Consider the following 16,243-nt stretch of genomic DNA (forward strand, 5'->3'; position numbering starts at 1 on the left):
AGGCCCGCCCAGCCCTGGCGAGCCTTCCGCGCGCGGCATGGCGGCTCTGCTACACTCGCCATTTTTGGAGGTGACCATGCTGAGCGCCAAGTTCTTGGACGAGTTATCGGTCCGGATCCGGGAGGTGTTCTCCCAGTCGCCGGCTGCCGACGTGGAGAAAAACCTGCGCGCGCTGCTGACGAGTGTCTTTACCCGCCTCGACCTGGTGACGCGGGAAGAGTTCGAAGCGCAGCAGGCAGTGCTCGCTCGCACCCGGGAGAAGCTGGAGGCCTTGGAAAGGAAGGTGGCCGCGCTAGAGACCGCTGCCCCGCCAGAGCCGGCGCCGCCCACAACGACCCCGCCCGAGGCCTGACGCCGCCCCATGAGCCTGGCCGTACTCTTCAGCCGCGCCCTTTCCGGTGTGGAGGCGCCGCTGGTAACGGTGGAGGCGCATTTGGCCAATGGGCTACCGGCCTTCACCATCGTCGGTCTGCCGGAGGCAGAGGTGAAGGAAGCGCGAGACCGTGTGCGCGCCGCGATCCAGACCGCGCGCTTCGATTTCCCCGCCCGGCGCATCACGGTGAATCTGGCACCGGCCGACCTGCCCAAGGAGGGCGGTGCCTTCGATCTGCCCATTGCGCTCGCCATCCTCGCCGCTTCGGGTCAGATTCCCGCCGAACAGTTGTCGCGTTTCGAGTTCGCCGGCGAGCTCGCCCTCACCGGCGCGCTACGACCAGTGCGTGGCGCACTGGCCATGACTTGGCGTGCAGGGCACAGCGGACGAGCCTTCGTGTTACCGGCGGAGAATGCGGCGGAAGCCGCGCTAGCGGGGGACGTGGAGGTCTATCCTGCGCGCACTCTGCTCGAAGTCTGCAACCACTTCGCGGGCGGCGAGCGGCTTTCCCGCTACCGCGGCCAACCGACGCTCGCCTCCCCTCTGCTTGCGGATTTCGCCGAGGTAAAGGGGCAGGCCCAGGCAAAGCGCGCCTTGGAAGTGGCAGCGGCAGGGGCCCACAGCGTGCTGATGAGCGGTCCGCCCGGCACCGGCAAGTCCATGCTGGCGGCGCGCCTACCCAGCATCCTGCCGGCCATGAGCGAGGCGGAGGCATTGGAATCCGCCGCCATCCAGTCATTGGGCAGCGGCGGCTTCCGGCTGGAAAACTGGCGCGTGCGACCGTTTCGTGCTCCCCATCACACGGCCTCCGCGGTGGCGCTGGTGGGCGGCGGCAGCAACCCCCGCCCCGGCGAGATTTCGCTGGCCCATCATGGCGTGCTGTTTCTGGACGAGTTGCCGGAATTCGACCGGCGTGTCCTGGAGGTGTTGCGTGAGCCCCTGGAGGCGGGCCGCATCCACATTTCGCGCGCGGCCAACCAGGCGGAATTTCCCGCGCGTTTCCAGCTCATCGCAGCGATGAACCCCTGCCCCTGCGGCTACCTGGGCCACCCCTCTGGACGCTGCCGTTGTACCCCGGACCAGGTCGCCCGCTACCGGGCGAAGATATCGGGCCCGCTGCTGGACCGCATCGACATCCAGATCGAGGTGCCGGCCCTGCCGGAGACCGAGCTGATGAGCGCGCCCGCCGGCCAGCCCTCGGCGGTTATTCGGGCCCGGGTGGAAGCAGCCCGCGCCCGCATGACGGCGCGCCAGGGCAAACCCAACGCCCAACTCACGCCCGCCGAAATCGACCAGCACTGCCGGCCCGATGCCGCAGGCGAGCGCCTCCTCAGGCAGGCCATCGCACGCCTGTCCCTGTCCGCGCGCGCCTATCACCGCATCCTCAAGCTCGCTCGCACCATCGCCGATCTGGAAGATCGCCCCACGATCCTAGATTCCCACATCGCCGAGGCCATTCAGTATCGGCGTGGCATGGATGCCTGACGCGCCCGCCCCATCCCCCAGCGATCCCTCGACCGCCGAGCGCCCCTCGTAAGCGCCATGGGCACCCTCGTCGCCCGCCGGGAAAGCAGGCCGTGGCCCCTGCGCTTACCGCGCTTCCATGTCCAGGGCGGTGTCGAAGCTGGGTGGGTCCTGGAGAAAGGTAGCCAGACCGAAGGCGGCGGTGGGCTGCATGTGGATGCAAATCATGCGCACGTTGATGGCGCGACAGGCGCGCGCCAGGCTTTCCAGCCACGCGTAGTGCACGGTGTCGATCACCGGCACGTCCGCCAGGTCGTAATACAGGCGGTCTGCCCTGTGCTTGTGCAGTTGGGCGAGAATGGCTTCCAGCACGAAAGCAGTGTCCGACAGATCCAGGGCGCGGCTGGGTTCGGCCAGCATGGCGCCGCCGCCCACGCGCGTGAGGTGGATGCCGCCCAGGTTCATGCCGCGCGGCTCACATGCACGCCCAACAAGCGGAAGGCTTCCTTCAGCCCGTCGGACAGCGTGGCGCGGGTGGTGACATTGCCCAGGTCGATGTTGAGGCTGGTCATGGCGCGTGCGATCTCGGGGCGGATGCCGGTGAGGATGGCCGTCGCGCCCATCAGCTGGATTGCGCGCACCATTTGGATCATGTGGTGGGAAACCTGGGAGTCCACGGTATGCACGCCGGTGACGTCCATCACCACCGCGCTGGCGCGCTCCTGGGCAATGCGGTTCAACAAGGCCTCCATGATGAGCAGGGTGCGCGAGGAGTCCAGCGTGCCAATGATGGGCAGCGTCAGCACACCATCCCAGATCTCGGTGATGGGCGTGGAGGTCTCGCGCAGCTCCCGCTGCTGGGCCTCGATGGTGCGCTCTTTCTCTTCGAGATAAGTCTGGAACACCGCCAACAGCAACTCGTTGAACACGCTGGAAAGCAAAAGCAGGATGGCGCGCATCTCCTCCGGCGCCACCTTCTCGTCCTGCCCTAGGGACTCGATGAAGCAGCGCTGCAGGAATTGCATGTAGCGCACGAAGTCCTCCATGCGTCCGCCACGGGCCACGATCTGCTTGGAAATATTGCCGAAGAAAGTCTTCAGCGCCCGGAACGCGGGTTGCTGGGAATCCAGCGGATTTTCCGTGTCCAGCAGCATGACCATGAGTTCCAGGAACTGCACGCTGAGATCGGTGATCTCGTCGGTGGACAACACATTCCCTTCGCCGAACACGGCCTGGCCCTGTGCCTCGATGCGGTTAGATATGTGGCCCACCTGCAACTTGAGCTGCTCGATGAGACTGTTCTTGGCTTGGGTGACGTTCTTGAGCATGGGGTGTCTCCTAGCAGATGCCGAGGCATCGGATCAGTTGTATCGCAGCACGCACACCGACTGGTCGTCGGTGAGGCGCGCCATGGAATTGCCCAGCACATAAGCCACGAGCTGCGGATGCTGGCGGCACAAGCCCGGGAAGGTTTTCTCGTCCCAGCCGCGGCGGATGCCATCGCTGGTGGACACCAGCACCGCACCTGGTTCGAGCGCAACCTCCACCGGTCTCGGCGTCTTGTGTTCCCGCCCCAGCACGCCCGGGGCAAAAGCGTAGCGGTCTACTGTGCCGTCGCGGCAGACATGGCCAGCCATGTCGCCCACGCCCATCAGCGTGAGCCGACGCTGCCGCGGCAGCAGCTCGCAGGCAATGGCCACCGCGCCCCGCGTGGTGGAGCGCAGCTGGCGATCCACCCGGTCCACGAGAGCGGGCAAGCTCTCCGCCTCCGCCAACTGGCGCGCCAGATGGCTGGTGGCATAGGCCGCCTCCGCGCCATGTCCCAGCCCATCCAGGTGCAGCAAACGCAGACGTTCCCCATCTTCGTGCAGGTAGATGTGGTCGCCGTTGTGGCGGTCGTCCGCCAGCGAGCGCACGAACAGTCCCACCTCGTAGCGGGCCGGTGGTCGAGAGCCTGGCTCGAAGCGGCACCACACTGCCGTGCCATGCCAGCGGCCCTCCTCCCTGCTAGGGCGCTGGGAAAATAGGCCGAAGCGGTCGGCCAGGCGCTGCATGCTGCCCAGGCCCTTGCCCAGGGTGCCAGCGGTGGAAAAACCATCGGCCTGGGCAAGGCTCGGATTCTCCACCCCGGGGCCGTAATCGAAGGAAAGCAGATCCAGTACGTTGCCCGGCTGCTGCCAGATCTGCAGCACGCCGCGGCCGTGGGCATGTTTGATCAGGTTGGTCACCATCTCGGAAGCCACCAGCACCATGTTCTCTCGGCGCGCATCGGCAAATCCCAGCCTACGCGCCACCGACTGCAGGCGTGAGCGCAGCAGGATGCCGGCACTCTCGTTGCCGATGGCGTCCGCAAACAACAGCTTGCAGGCACTGGAATCGAGCAGGGTCGGTGCCGTCACGCGTTGGCCTCCTCCAAGGTGTGCTCGCTGTAGGTGAGGCGTCCATCTGGCCAGCAGGTTTCGGCAACGACACGGCCCCGGCCCCGGTTCTTGGCTTCGTAGAGGGCCCGGTCGGCGCGGGCGATGAAGTCCGTAAGGGAGCCGGCGCAGGACTCCTCCGCCGAGATGGATGCCAGTCCCACGCTGATGCGCCCGTCCATGGCCTTGAGCAAGGTGAGCACCCGACGCAGGGCGATAGCCTTGCCGCAACGATAGAGGAGGGCGAACTCGTCGCCGCCGAAACGGAAGGCGGCATCAGTATCGCTGCGGATCACCGAGCGCATGGCCTCGGCCATCCGGCACAGATAGGCGTCGCCATATTGATGGCCGTGTTCGTCGTTGATGCGCTTGAAGTGATCCAGATCACACAACGCCAGGGTGAGGGCCTGGCCGCTACTCATGGCCTGCATGAAGGCCTGAGCGATGCGGGCATCATACGCGCGACGGTTGTAAAGGCCGGTCAAAGGGTCGGTCTCCGCCTGGCGCAGGGTATCCGCGAGTTCGGCCTGGCGTTTTTCCAGAGCCGCTTGCATGCGTGTCAGCTCACGCTCCGCGCGCGCCCGGGATTCCTCCAGAAAGCGGGCCATCTCCGCGTTGCGCCGCAAAAGCAAGGCGGGATCCTCGATCTCGGTGGAGCGCTGGAAGTGCTGGCGCAGCTCGGAGAGAGCTGTCTGGCTGGGCATCTGGGTAAGGCGGACGATGCTCATGGATTCAACGCCGTTCCATTGCACCTTGAGCTCGCCCTGATCCAAGCTCAGACTGACGGGCAAGGGGTAGCCGGTCCCCGCCCCCGCCTTCCGTAACTGCTCGGCCAAGGCGATGCTCACGGGCGTGGCGGCGAAGGCATTGCCACCGAGGCGGGAAACCGCGGTGAGCACAAAGCCGATAAAATTCTGCAGATCCGGCTCGATCGCCAGATTCTGCCGCAAAAGCTCGGTAGCCATTCTTTGCGCGATGGACGGTTACACGCGAAAGTTATCGGGCTTGGCTACGAAATCTTGAGCCGTTTGTCGGAAATCCAGGGCCTAAAAGGGGGAGCGATGCAGCACGAACTGGAAAGCTGGCGGGAGGAAAAGCGCTCCGCCTACCTCTACCGGGTGGTGTCCGATGCCGAGTCCGGCACGCCGCGCCAGATCCTGTTCCTGGAACTGGCGCGCGCGGCAGACGAACAAGCCGACCTCTGGGCGCGCGAAATGCGTAAGTCCGGCCACACGCCCCCGGCGCGCTATGTGCCCGACCTGCGCACGCGGCTCGTAGCCTGGTTGGTGAAGCGACTGGGGCCCAGGCCCTTACGCCCGGTGCTGGCCGCCATGAAGGTGCGCGGCATGTCCCTCTACACCAAGGCGCCCGTGGGCCATGCCATTCCCACTGATTTCTCCCAGGTGGGGCGGCGGCACCAGGGCATGGGCGCCGGCAACAACCTGCGCGCCGCGGTTTTCGGCGTCAACGACGGGCTGGTGTCCAATGCCAGCCTGATCCTGGGCGTGGCCGGTGCGGTCTCCCAAAGCCCCGCAGACAGCGGCGTGATCGTTCTTTCGGGAATTGCGGGCCTATTGGCGGGCGCCTTCTCCATGGCCGCCGGCGAATATGTAAGCGTTCGCTCACAACGGGAGATGTACGAGTACCAGATCGGCTTGGAACGCGCCGAGCTGGAGCAGTATCCGGAAGAAGAAGCCGCGGAGCTCGCCCTCATTTTCGAACACAAGGGCATGGGGCGGGAGCAGGCACGGGCCCTGGCCGCCAAGCTCATCGCCGATCCGGACCGGGCCCTGGATACCCTGGCCCGCGAAGAGCTGGGTCTGGACCCGGATGATCTGGGCTCGCCGCTCGCCGCAGCGGTGTTTTCTTTCCTTTCCTTTTCCGCCGGAGCCGCCCTGCCGCTGCTGCCCTTCGTGCTGTTCGACGCCGCGCGCGCGCTGCCCGTGGCGGTGGGTCTGACGGCGCTCGCTCTGTTCGCCGTGGGCGCCACCCTGTCCCTCTTCACCGGCCGCACGGCCTGGCTCGGTGGCTTGCGCATGCTGGCCATCGGTGGCGCGGCCGGCGGCGCCACCTGGCTGATCGGGCGGGCCCTGGGGGTCACCCTGGCCTAGCCTCGGCACAATGAACAGGACCCGGTGGGCGAGCGCCCCTGAGGCGAGCAGAGACATCGCGACCGGTATGACACGCACGCGGCCAATCGGGATGAATTGCTCGGGGCGCACGCTTCAGCATTGCTCCCAAGGCAGGCCGTCGAAGCGCCAGCCATTGAGCTTGCCGCGCTGGTGGTCCTCGTTGAGGTCACCCTCGAAACCGTGCTCCACGTTGTACACCTTGGTGAAGCCCGCCTCTTCCAGGGCCTTGCCTGCATCGCGGGAACGGTTGCCGCTCCGGCAGATGAGGACCACCGGCCGGTCGATGGAAGTGGCCCGTTTCACGTGGGCCACGAACTCGGGATTGCGCTCCCAGTTGGGGCCGTCCACCCAAGGAATGAGCAACGCCCCCTTGGGGTGCCCCACGAACAGATACTCCCATTCGCTGCGCACGTCGATGAACACCGCTTCCGGGTGAGCACGCAAAAACTCGTGGGCTTCCTTGGGCTTGAGGTGCTTCATGGAAACAGTATAGGCTCAAGCACGCAGGCCGGGCCAGCGTCCCTGTGCTAACATTGGGCCCTTTTTTCAAGCCCTTGTCCATGCCCGCCGATCGCATCGCCCGCCTGCCGGAGCTTCTTGCCAGCCGCATCCTGGTGCTGGATGGCGCCATGGGCACCATGATCCAGACCTTCAAGCTCACGGAAGCGGATTACCGAGGCAGCCGCTTCCGCGACTGGCCTCACGACCTCAAGGGCAACAACGATCTCCTGGTGCTCACCCGACCGGAGCTGATCCGGGACATTCATGCCGCCTACCTCAAGGCGGGGGCGGACATCATCGAGACCAATACCTTCAACGCCACCCGCATCGCCATGGCCGATTACGGCATGGAATCCCTGGTGCACGAGATCAACCTGGCGGCGGCGCGCCTGGCGCGCGCGGTCGCAGACGCGTACGAAGCACAGGACCCCACCAAGCCACGCTTCGTCGCCGGGGTGCTTGGCCCCACCAATCGCACCGCGACCATTTCTCCAGACGTAAACGATCCAGGGTTGCGCAACGTAACCTTCGACGAACTGGTGGCGGCCTACGGCGAAGCGGTGGACGGCCTGGTCCAGGGTGGAGCGGATCTGATCCTGATCGAAACCATCTTCGACACCTTGAACGCCAAGGCAGCGGTGTTCGCGGTGCAGGATTATTTCGATCGCATCGGACGCCGGCTGCCCATCATGATTTCCGGCACCATCACCGACGAATCCGGCCGCACCCTCACCGGTCAGACGGCAGAAGGCTTCTACAATAGCCTGCGCCACGCCGAGCCCCTGTCGGTGGGCTTCAACTGCGCCCTCGGGGCGGACAAGCTCAGACCCTACGTGGAGGAGATCGCGCGCAAGGCAGACGTCTATGTCTCGGCGCATCCCAACGCGGGCCTGCCCAATCCCCTGTCGGAAACCGGCTATGACGAGACGCCGGAGCACTTGGCGGCGGAGATTCGCGCCTGGGCTGAGGACGGCATCCTCAACATCGTTGGTGGCTGCTGCGGCACCACACCGGCCCACATCCGCGCGGTGGCCGAGGCCGTGGCGGGCCTGCCACCGCGGCGCATTCCAACCGTTTCGCCCTGCCTGCGCCTGTCTGGGCTGGAAGCGCTCAACGTGTGCGAGGGCTCGCTGTTCGTAAACATCGGTGAGCGTACCAATGTCACCGGCTCACGCCTGTTCGCCCGCTTGATCCTCAACGGCGAATACGACAAGGCCCTGGACGTGGCGCGCCAACAGGTGGAGAACGGCGCCCAGATCATCGACGTCAACATGGACGAGGCGATGCTGGATTCCGAGGCGGCCATGGTGAAGTTCCTCAATCTAGTAGCCTCCGAGCCGGACATCGCGCGCGTTCCCATCATGATCGATTCGTCCAAGTGGAGCGTGGTTGAGGCGGGGCTCAAATGCATCCAGGGCAAGGGCATCGTCAATTCCATTTCGCTCAAGGAAGGCGAGACGGAGTTCTTAGAGCGCGCCCGGCTCGCCCGCCGTTACGGTGCGGCGGTCGTGGTGATGGCCTTCGACGAAAAGGGCCAGGCCGATAGCTATCAGCGCAAGATCGACATCTGCGCCCGCTCATACCGGCTGCTCACCGAGGATGGCTTCCCCGCCGAGGACATCATCTTCGACCCCAACATCTTCGCGGTGGCCACCGGCATCGAGGAGCACAACAACTACGCGGTGGATTTCATCGAGGCTACCCGCTGGATCAAGCAGCATCTACCCCATGCCAAGGTGAGCGGCGGCGTGTCCAATGTCTCCTTCTCCTTCCGCGGCAACGAGCCGGTGCGCGAGGCCATCCACACCTGCTTCCTCTACCATGCCATCCGCGCCGGCATGGACATGGGCATCGTCAACGCCGGCCAGCTCGGCGTCTATGAGGAAATCGACCCGGAACTCAGGCAACGCGTCGAAGACGTGTTGTTGAACCGCCGGCCCGACGCCACGGAACGTCTGGTGGAATTCGCCGAACGCTACAAGGGCCAGAGCAAGGAGCAAGTGGAGGATCTCGCCTGGCGCCAGCTGCCGGTGGAAGAACGCCTCACCCACGCACTGGTGAAGGGCATCACCACCTACATCATCGAGGACACAGAGGAAGCCCGCCAGAAGTTCGAGCGCCCCATCCAAGTCATTGAAGGTCCACTCATGGCCGGCATGAACGTGGTGGGCGACCTGTTCGGTTCCGGCAAGATGTTCCTGCCCCAGGTGGTGAAATCCGCGCGTGTGATGAAGCAAGCAGTGGCGTACCTGGTTCCCTACATCGAGGCGGAAAAGGCCGCCAGTGGCGATAATCGCGCCAAGGGCAAGATCGTGCTGGCCACGGTCAAGGGCGACGTCCACGACATCGGCAAGAACATCGTGGCCGTGGTGCTCGCCTGCAACAACTATGAGGTGGTGGATCTGGGCGTGATGGTGCCCGCCGCCAAAATTCTGGATACCGCCCGCGAAGAGCAGGCCGACATCATCGGTCTGTCGGGCTTGATCACCCCGTCGCTGGAGGAAATGGCTTTCGTGGCCAAGGAGATGGAGCGCCAGAACTTCAGCGTGCCGCTACTCATCGGCGGCGCCACCACCTCGCTTGCCCACACCGCGGTGAAGATCGCGCCCCATTACAGCGGGCCGGTGGTATATGTGAAGGATGCCTCCCGCTCGGTGGGCGTGTGTACCAGCTTGCTTTCCGACGAGCAACGCGAGGCCTACATCGCGAAAATCCGCGCCGACTACGACCAGGTTCGGGCGCGTCATCTCGCCAAGGGCGAACGTTCGCGTCTGATTCCCCTGGAAGCGGCACGCGCCAATGCCCTGTCGATCGACTGGTCCCACTACACGCCGCCGGTGCCGCGCCAGCTCGGGACGCGCGCCTTCCGGGATTATCCCCTTCAGGACGTCGCCCGCTACATCGACTGGACGCCCTTCTTCCAGACCTGGGATCTGCATGGCAGGTTTCCCAAGATCCTGGACGACGCGGTGGTGGGCAGCGAGGCGCGCAAGCTGTATCAGGATGCCCAAGGCATGCTTGCCGACATCATCCGCGAGAAGTGGCTCACCGCCAACGCGGTGATCGGCCTGTTTCCCGCCAACGCCGTGGGCGACGACATCGAGATCTACACCGATGAATCGCGCTGCGAGATCGCCATGGTCTATCACACCCTGCGCCAGCAGATGGAAAAGCCCTCCGACCGCTTCAACTACGCCTTAGCCGATTTCATCGCGCCCAAGGCCACGGGCGTGCGCGACTACATCGGCGCCTTCGTGGTCACCGCCGGCATCGGCATCGAAAAAAAGCTCGCCGAATTCGAAGCGCGCCACGACGACTACCAAGCCATCATGCTCAAGGCGCTGGCCGACCGGTTGGCGGAAGCCTTCGCCGAGCTAATGCATGCACGCGTGCGCCGGGAGTTTTGGGGCTACGCGCCGAATGAAGCCCTCTCCAACGAGGCGCTCATCGAGGAGAAATACCAGGGCATCCGCCCCGCGCCGGGCTACCCGGCCTGTCCGGACCACACGGAAAAAGGCCCCCTGTTCGCACTGCTCAATGCCCCGGAAAATGCCGGTGTCAGCCTCACCGAAAGCTACGCCATGTGGCCCGCAGCGGCGGTGTCTGGCTTCTACTTCTCCCACCCGCAGGCCCACTACTTCGCCGTGGGCAAGATCGGCCGCGACCAGCTGGAAGACTACGCCCGGCGCAAGGGATGGGACCTGGACACCGCCGAACGCTGGCTCGCGCCGCTATTGTGAAGGGGCGCGCCCTGACACCGCAGTGGGAAAGCGGTCGGCTGACCACGGTCGCCCGCCGCGATGGCTACAAACGGCGGGGCTAGGGGGAAAGCACTTGGCTCGCGGCGTTCTCCCCACCCGCCCAGGGCGAAGTGCGTAGCCACTGGCGCAGCGCGTTAAGGCCCATGGGACGGGCCATGTGGTAGCCCTGGGCGCAGTCGCAGCCGAGTATCGTTAGGGTGTCCCAGATGTCCTGCGTTTCCACGCCTTCTGCCGTGACGCTAAGACCCAGGTTGTGAGCCAGATCGATGGTGGAGCGCACGATCACGGCATCACTCTCGTTGGTGGCCAAATCCAGCACGAAGGATTTGTCGATCTTGACCTCATCCACCGGCAGACGCTTGAGGTAGGCCAGCGACGAATAGCCGGTGCCGAAGTCGTCGATGGCTAGTCTCACCCCCATGCGATCCAGTTCCGTGAGGATGGCGAGACTGTCGCTGGGGTTGGCCATCACGGCGCTCTCCGTGATCTCCAGCATGAGATGATCGGGCGCCATGCCCGCACGGGCAAGCAAGGTCTCGATGCTTGCCGGCAACCCCAGGTCATGCAGGCTACGTGCAGACAGGTTCACTGCCGCGTGCAAAAGATGCCCATCGTGGTGCAACCTCACCAGATCGCGCAGGGCGCGCTCCAGCACCCACTCGGTGAGGGCGCCGATCAGTCCAGCCTGCTCCGCCAGAAGAATGAAGCGGTCCGGCGACAGAAAGCCTTTCACGGGATGGTCCCAGCGCACCAGGGCCTCCAATCCCACCACGCGCCGCGTGTGGAGGTCGATCTTGGGCTGGTAATGGAGAACGAGTTCGTCGTTGCGGATCGCCTCCCGCAGCTCACTCCTAAACGACAGGTCCGCGCGACCGAGGCGATCTTGCTCCGTAGAATACAGGGCCCAGCCACGCCCCGAGCGCTTGGCGGCATACATGGCGATGTCGGCGCAGCGAATCAGGCTGCTGGCATCCTCGCCATGAGCGGGATAGAGAGCGACCCCGAGGCTTGCTCCCAGGTCGATAAGATTGCCCTGCCACACGAAAGGGCGATCCAGGGCGGCGAGGATTTTCAGCGCCACCACTTGGGCGTTCTTTTCCGCCAGCCCATGGAGCAAAAGCACGTATTCGTCGCCGCCGAGGCGTGACACGGTATCTTCGCCGCGCACGGTGCCCACCAGCCGCCGCGCCACTTCTCGCAACACCTCGTCACCCACCTCATGGCCCAAGGTATCGTTGACTTCCTTGAAATGGTCCAGATCCAACAGCACGACGCCGAAGGATGTGCTTTGCCGCTGCGCCTGGGCAATCTCCCCGCTCAATCGGTCCTGCAGCAAACAGCGGTTGGCAAGGCCGGTAAGAGGGTCATAGAGGGCCTGCCTGGCCAGCAGCCCTGCCTGATGCGCCACCCGTCGGCTTACGAAGGCGGCAACAGTCAACCCCACCAGAACCGCCGCCGTGCCCAGGGCCAAAAGCAGCGTGCGCACCGCCTGATAGGAGCTTCGCGCCTGCGCGAGCGCCTTGGCAGTCTGCTCGCGCTGTAGCTCAATCAGCTGGTTCACCTCACGCGCGATGGCCCGCTGACGCGGCATGGCCACGCTGCGGATGCGCTCGAATATCGCGTCGGAATCATCCGTGAAGGTGGCCATGTCCACCACCCGTTCCACTTCTGGCTGTGCTTCGCGGGTTAGCGCGGCAATGCGGGCGAGGATGGTCTGCTCCGCCTGGGAAAGAGGCATGTTCTGGAGTTTCGCGCGCGCCTCCATGTACACCACCCCCTGGGCGTGGAAATACTGGGCCATGGCATCCTTCTCGAAGGCGTCCGTAATGATGGGCATCGCGTGCATGGCCAGCGCCCGCTCGCGCAAGGCGTTGTGCATAGTGGTGGCGAGCTCAGTCTTGACGTTGTGGTTCTCGGCAATGCGTTCCAGTCGCTGGTTGGCCTCCGTCACCGCGTGCAGTGCAAGGACGGTAAGCGCACCGAGAAGCACGAGCACCACCAAAAAGCCGGCTACAATACCGCTGGAAATCCCCTGCCCACTGTCCCGGCCCGGCTCGCCCTTTGGGGATGGCAAAAATCGTGGATCGCGCGCCATGACCACAGTAGCGGCAGGGGCACTGCCCCACTTGAGAGCCATGCCAGAAAATCTCCATCCCCCCGCCGCCCTGCTCGTCACCTTGCCCGGTTGTCCCCATTGTCCCGGCATGAAGCGCCTTCTGGAAAAGTTGCTCGACGAAGGCCTCCTCGCAACCCTGGAGGTGGTGGACGCTGCCAGCCAGCCGGAACGGGCCCAGGCCCTGGGGGTGAGAAGCGTGCCATGGCTCGCCCTCGGCGCCTTGCGCTTCGAGGGCCAGATGACGCCAGCCGAGCTGCGCCAGTGGGCGCAGCTCGCCGCGCAACCGGACCAGGGCCTGCGCCCTTATTTCTTCGAGATGCTCAAGTCTGGTCGGCGCGACCGAGTGGAAGCCCTCATCCGCGAGGATCCAGCCCGCGCTGCGGTGCTGGCAGCCTTGGTGACCGACCCCAAGGCAAGCATGGCGGTGCGCCTGGGCATCGGCGCGGTCCTGGAGGAGTTCCAGGGCACGACGTTCACCCAGGCCATGGCGGCACCCCTGATCGCCGCCCTGCCTACGGCACAGCCCCGCGATCGCGCGGACATCGCCCATTTCCTTTCCCTGATCGGCGGCCCCGAGGCGCGGGCGGCCCTCACCTCCCTCCTGGACGATCCGGATCCCGAGGTTCGCGAGATCGCCCGCGAAGCGGTAAGGCACGCCTGATTCCCGGCTTTAAGCTAGCATTAAAAAAAGCCCCCTAACCATGCCCTTCCAGGTCCGTTTACTGCCCAGCGGCCACGTATTCGAGGTGGTCGGCCACGACACGCTGCTAGAAGCCGCGCTGCGCGCCGGAGTGGCCATAAACTACGGCTGCAGTAGTGGCAACTGCGGGTTGTGCCGCGCGCGCCTGCTATCGGGGCAGGTTGAGCGCACCCGCCATCAGGACTACGTGTTTCCCGAAGCGGAAAAAAGCCAGGGGTGGCTCCTCATGTGCGCCCACACGGCAGCAAGCGACGTCGTGCTGGAAGCAGGGGTGGCGACCCGCGCAGACGAGATCCAGTTCCAGGAAATCGTCGCGCGCGTCAAGGCCATCACGCCCCTCACAGACAAAGTGCGCCTGTTGCACCTGCAGACGCCACGCAGCCAGCGCCTACGTTTCCTGGCCGGCCAGAGTGTAGCCCTGGCGGTCGGAGACGATGCCGGCGTCTACGCCATCGCCAGCTGCCCCTGCGACGACCGCAACCTGCAGTTCCACGTGCGCAACCTGCCGGACGACCGGTTCGCGGCACGGGTGTTTGGGGGCATGAAAGTGGGCGACAGCGTCACCGTCTATGGACCAGTGGGGGATTTCGTGCTGCGCCAGGACGCGCGCCGACCGCTGCTATTCATCGCCTGCAACAGCGGCTTCGCGCCCATCAAGAGTTTGCTGGAGCACGCCGTCTCCTTGGAATGGGCGCAACCGCTCTATCTCTACTGGCTCGCCACCGTGGCGGGCGGCCACTATCTCTCCAACTGGTGCCGCTCCTGGGAAGATGCCCTGGATCAGTTCCATTACCGAGAGCTTTTGGCGGAAAACCTGGAGGATCCCAATCCGGACGAGGTGCTCACCGCCATCCTTGCCGAGCACGCGGATTTGAGCCGTTTCCAGGCCTACGTGGCGGGTCCCCAGGGCTTCGCCTCGCGCGCCTGCGCGCGTCTCATGGAACAGGGCTTGCCGGCGGGGCAGCTGGCCGCGGCAGTCGTGTGAGGAGGCATCGCTCCTTCAGGGCTTTGCCGCGAGTTTGAAGTAGAGTGCCTCTTCCAGGGCATCCCGCGCCAACGTGTAGTCCGGCTGAAATTCCACCGCGCGAGAGAAGGCCCGCGCCGCATCCGCGAACCGTTCCTGGGCCATGTAGGCAAGCCCCAGTTGGAAATAGAGCTCGGCATTTCCCGGGCACAGACCAATGGCCTCGTTGAAGCAATGCACCGCCACCTCGGGTGAACCCAGGGCGTAGCAGATGAGCCCCAGGTTCACCCAGGAAGCGTAAAAATCCGGCTTCAGGGTGATCGCCCGCTGATAGCAGAAGGCCGCCTCTTGCGTCTGCCCTAGGTTCTGCAGCGCGACCCCCAGTCCGTAATGGGCCGAGGCGAATAGGGGGTCTGTGGCAAGCGCGCGGCGGAACAGCTCGGCCGCCTCCTCGAACTGCCCGGCATCGATGAGCAGCATGCCCAGGTTGTTCTGCGCCTCGGGAAAGCGCGGCCGCAGGGTCAGGGCGGCGCGGTATTCGGACATGGCGCGCTCGGTCTTGCCTTGGGCGGCGAAGGCGCGGGCAAGGTTGTAGCGGGCAATGGCCAGACGTTTGTCGTCCCGGCTACGCGAGGCCAGCAGCACGTCTACCGCCGACTGGAACGCCGCCTGCGCGGCGCGATGCTCGCCTGCTTCCATGAGGCGGTTACCCTCGTCCACCAGGGCGGCGACGGACAAGGCATTTTGCTGGTTTGCACGCAGGATGGCCTGGGCGGAGCGGGAATTTTTCTTCATGCGCCCATTTACGGCAGGTGCGGCAAAATGTTGAGGGCTCCGCCCAGTCCTTGAGGTGGGTTCAACCCAAAATATCCAGTAGGCCGGCGTGCGCCCAATGAACCGCCCGCCACATGACCTTCCTCATCTGGGTTGAATTTTCCCTGTCGCGCACCATCTAATGAGCAGCGAAGCAAATTGCTTCAAGGAGGTCGCAGATGATGAATTTGGTGTTCGCCAATGATCAATACCAGGTGCTGGAATACCCCGAGCTGAACGGCTTCGAGCTTTTGAACACCCGGCTCGGCACGGGCGTGTTCCTGAGTGGGGAAATGGCGCGCGTGTTCCGCCAGTCCATCGAGGGTTTGCGCAACAGCAATCCCACGGAAGAAGACGTGGAAGGGGTGATTGGCAATTTCGACGCGCTCATGACCCACCGTCTGATCTACCACTGATTCCCTCTCACCAATCCAATCCTGTTTCGCCCCGGGTTGACCGGGGCTTTGTTTTTCCCCACGCCCGGCGCTTGACGATGGCGCGTGCCCGGGTGCTATCATGGCCGATCGCCCCGGAGGGGCGCATTTCGCGATTTTTGCAAGGCGCTGGGAGCCCCAGGATGAAGCTGGAATACAACTACCGGATCGGCCCGAGCGGGATCGAGTTTTCCCTGGTCGAGGATGGCGATGACGGCATCGAGATGGAAGGCACGCCGGAGCAGCGCATGACCGTCCAGCGCTACGTCATGCTCGCCTGGCAGAAAGCCATCAACCACACCTTCACCCCGGAGCAGATCCGCGAGCTGATGGCCACCCCGGAGGGTCAGCGGCGTTTGCAAGAAGGAGCTGAAAGCTACCTCGCCAAACTGCTGGAAAACTTTCCGCCGGAACTGGACCGGCGCAAGACGCCGGACCGGCGCGACTGGTCCAAACGCCCACGCGACAGCTCCACCGACCGCCGCCGTAGCCGCCGCAACGCTGGCGCCTGAGGGCCGCCACGCCGCGTAGACCGCGCGGGACGTCTCGCGGCTAAGCGGCTATAATC

The 16,243-nt window shown here is 64.9% G+C and carries 15 protein-coding genes; 8 read left to right on the forward strand and 7 right to left on the reverse strand.

Annotation, left to right across the window (positions count from 1 at the left end):
- Positions 1–76 precede the first annotated feature (76 nt).
- Both V6E02_RS05035 and V6E02_RS05040 read left to right on the forward strand, forming a co-directional pair.
- The gene (locus V6E02_RS05035; protein WP_347307681.1) at positions 77–352 is read left to right on the forward strand and encodes an accessory factor UbiK family protein; all 276 of its coding nucleotides are present in this window, start codon (positions 77–79) and stop codon (positions 350–352) included.
- 9 nt (positions 353–361) lie between these two features.
- Positions 362–1,858, forward strand: a complete 1,497-nt coding sequence (locus tag V6E02_RS05040) for a YifB family Mg chelatase-like AAA ATPase (RefSeq protein ID WP_347307682.1) — start codon at positions 362–364, stop codon at positions 1,856–1,858.
- Positions 1,859–1,963: 105 nt separating this feature from the next.
- On the opposite strand, the gene V6E02_RS05045 is transcribed toward V6E02_RS05040, so the two are convergent.
- Genes V6E02_RS05045 through V6E02_RS05060 form a run of 4 tightly spaced genes read right to left on the reverse strand, consistent with a single transcriptional unit; the run spans position 1,964 to position 5,219 of the window.
- Entirely contained in the window at positions 1,964–2,302 is a 339-nt protein-coding gene (locus tag V6E02_RS05045) for an STAS domain-containing protein (protein WP_347307683.1), read from the reverse strand.
- Positions 2,299–3,165, reverse strand: coding sequence for an STAS domain-containing protein (locus V6E02_RS05050; protein ID WP_347307684.1), 867 nt, complete (start codon positions 3,163–3,165; stop codon positions 2,299–2,301). Before V6E02_RS05050 ends, V6E02_RS05045 begins: the two co-directional genes overlap by 4 nt.
- 33 nt (positions 3,166–3,198) lie before the next feature.
- Positions 3,199–4,236 (reverse strand): SpoIIE family protein phosphatase, encoded by a 1,038-nt coding sequence (locus V6E02_RS05055; RefSeq protein ID WP_347307685.1) that lies wholly within the window; start codon positions 4,234–4,236, stop codon positions 3,199–3,201.
- On the reverse strand, positions 4,233–5,219 hold the full coding sequence (locus tag V6E02_RS05060) for a GGDEF domain-containing protein (RefSeq protein ID WP_347307686.1): 987 nt from the start codon (positions 5,217–5,219) through the stop codon (positions 4,233–4,235). Before V6E02_RS05060 ends, V6E02_RS05055 begins: the two co-directional genes overlap by 4 nt.
- 96 nt (positions 5,220–5,315) lie before the next feature.
- On the opposite strand from V6E02_RS05060, the gene V6E02_RS05065 reads away from it, so the two are divergent.
- Complete coding sequence (locus V6E02_RS05065; protein WP_347307687.1) at positions 5,316–6,365, forward strand: VIT1/CCC1 transporter family protein; 1,050 nt, start codon at positions 5,316–5,318, stop codon at positions 6,363–6,365.
- Between the two features lie 114 nt (positions 6,366–6,479).
- Here the strand turns inward: V6E02_RS05065 and V6E02_RS05070 are convergent, their stop codons facing one another.
- Positions 6,480–6,866, reverse strand: a complete 387-nt coding sequence (locus V6E02_RS05070) for a rhodanese-like domain-containing protein (protein ID WP_347307688.1) — start codon at positions 6,864–6,866, stop codon at positions 6,480–6,482.
- 80 nt (positions 6,867–6,946) lie between these two features.
- Here V6E02_RS05070 and metH point away from each other — a divergent pair, with 80 nt between their 5' ends.
- A complete protein-coding gene (gene metH / locus V6E02_RS05075; RefSeq protein ID WP_347307689.1) occupies positions 6,947–10,627 on the forward strand; it encodes a methionine synthase in 3,681 nt (1,226 codons plus the stop codon).
- 79 nt (positions 10,628–10,706) lie between these two features.
- On the opposite strand, the gene V6E02_RS05080 is transcribed toward metH, so the two are convergent.
- Positions 10,707–12,785 carry a putative bifunctional diguanylate cyclase/phosphodiesterase gene (locus V6E02_RS05080; RefSeq protein ID WP_347307690.1) on the reverse strand — a complete coding sequence of 693 codons (2,079 nt, stop codon included), beginning with the start codon at positions 12,783–12,785 and terminating at the stop codon, positions 10,707–10,709.
- Here V6E02_RS05080 and V6E02_RS05085 point away from each other — a divergent pair.
- Both V6E02_RS05085 and V6E02_RS05090 read left to right on the forward strand, forming a co-directional pair.
- On the forward strand, positions 12,784–13,425 hold the full coding sequence (locus V6E02_RS05085; protein WP_347307691.1) for a thioredoxin family protein: 642 nt from the start codon (positions 12,784–12,786) through the stop codon (positions 13,423–13,425). The two genes, V6E02_RS05080 and V6E02_RS05085, sit on opposite strands and share 2 nt — an antisense overlap.
- A 40-nt stretch (positions 13,426–13,465) precedes the next feature.
- Positions 13,466–14,449, forward strand: coding sequence for a 2Fe-2S iron-sulfur cluster-binding protein (locus V6E02_RS05090; RefSeq protein ID WP_347307692.1), 984 nt, complete (start codon positions 13,466–13,468; stop codon positions 14,447–14,449).
- A gap of 15 nt (positions 14,450–14,464) precedes the next feature.
- Here the strand turns inward: V6E02_RS05090 and V6E02_RS05095 are convergent, their stop codons facing one another.
- Positions 14,465–15,223, reverse strand: coding sequence for a tetratricopeptide repeat protein (locus V6E02_RS05095; protein ID WP_347307693.1), 759 nt, complete (start codon positions 15,221–15,223; stop codon positions 14,465–14,467).
- 197 nt (positions 15,224–15,420) lie between these two features.
- Between V6E02_RS05095 and V6E02_RS05100 the strand changes: the two genes are divergently transcribed.
- Positions 15,421–15,657, forward strand: a complete 237-nt coding sequence (locus V6E02_RS05100; RefSeq protein ID WP_347307694.1) for a DUF3567 family protein — start codon at positions 15,421–15,423, stop codon at positions 15,655–15,657.
- A gap of 161 nt (positions 15,658–15,818) precedes the next feature.
- Positions 15,819–16,187 carry a hypothetical protein gene (locus V6E02_RS05105; RefSeq protein WP_347307695.1) on the forward strand — a complete coding sequence of 123 codons (369 nt, stop codon included), beginning with the start codon at positions 15,819–15,821 and terminating at the stop codon, positions 16,185–16,187.
- Positions 16,188–16,243 lie beyond the last annotated feature (56 nt).

The sequence above is a fragment of the Thiobacter sp. AK1 genome (genome assembly GCF_039822265.1).
GTDB lineage: Bacteria > Pseudomonadota > Gammaproteobacteria > Burkholderiales > Thiobacteraceae > Thiobacter > Thiobacter aerophilum.

Coding starts and splice junctions, on each gene's coding strand:
- V6E02_RS05035 (WP_347307681.1), top strand. CDS start 77: ATGCTGAGCGCCAAGTTCTTGGACGAGTTATCGGTCCGGATCCGGGAG.
- V6E02_RS05040 (WP_347307682.1), top strand. CDS start 362: ATGAGCCTGGCCGTACTCTTCAGCCGCGCCCTTTCCGGTGTGGAGGCG.
- V6E02_RS05045 (WP_347307683.1), bottom strand. CDS start 2,302: ATGAACCTGGGCGGCATCCACCTCACGCGCGTGGGCGGCGGCGCCATG.
- V6E02_RS05050 (WP_347307684.1), bottom strand. CDS start 3,165: ATGCTCAAGAACGTCACCCAAGCCAAGAACAGTCTCATCGAGCAGCTC.
- V6E02_RS05060 (WP_347307686.1), bottom strand. CDS start 5,219: ATGGCTACCGAGCTTTTGCGGCAGAATCTGGCGATCGAGCCGGATCTG.
- V6E02_RS05065 (WP_347307687.1), top strand. CDS start 5,316: ATGCAGCACGAACTGGAAAGCTGGCGGGAGGAAAAGCGCTCCGCCTAC.
- V6E02_RS05070 (WP_347307688.1), bottom strand. CDS start 6,866: ATGAAGCACCTCAAGCCCAAGGAAGCCCACGAGTTTTTGCGTGCTCAC.
- metH (WP_347307689.1), top strand. CDS start 6,947: ATGCCCGCCGATCGCATCGCCCGCCTGCCGGAGCTTCTTGCCAGCCGC.
- V6E02_RS05085 (WP_347307691.1), top strand. CDS start 12,784: ATGCCAGAAAATCTCCATCCCCCCGCCGCCCTGCTCGTCACCTTGCCC.
- V6E02_RS05080 (WP_347307690.1), bottom strand. CDS start 12,785: ATGGCTCTCAAGTGGGGCAGTGCCCCTGCCGCTACTGTGGTCATGGCG.
- V6E02_RS05090 (WP_347307692.1), top strand. CDS start 13,466: ATGCCCTTCCAGGTCCGTTTACTGCCCAGCGGCCACGTATTCGAGGTG.
- V6E02_RS05095 (WP_347307693.1), bottom strand. CDS start 15,223: ATGAAGAAAAATTCCCGCTCCGCCCAGGCCATCCTGCGTGCAAACCAG.
- V6E02_RS05100 (WP_347307694.1), top strand. CDS start 15,421: ATGATGAATTTGGTGTTCGCCAATGATCAATACCAGGTGCTGGAATAC.
- V6E02_RS05105 (WP_347307695.1), top strand. CDS start 15,819: ATGAAGCTGGAATACAACTACCGGATCGGCCCGAGCGGGATCGAGTTT.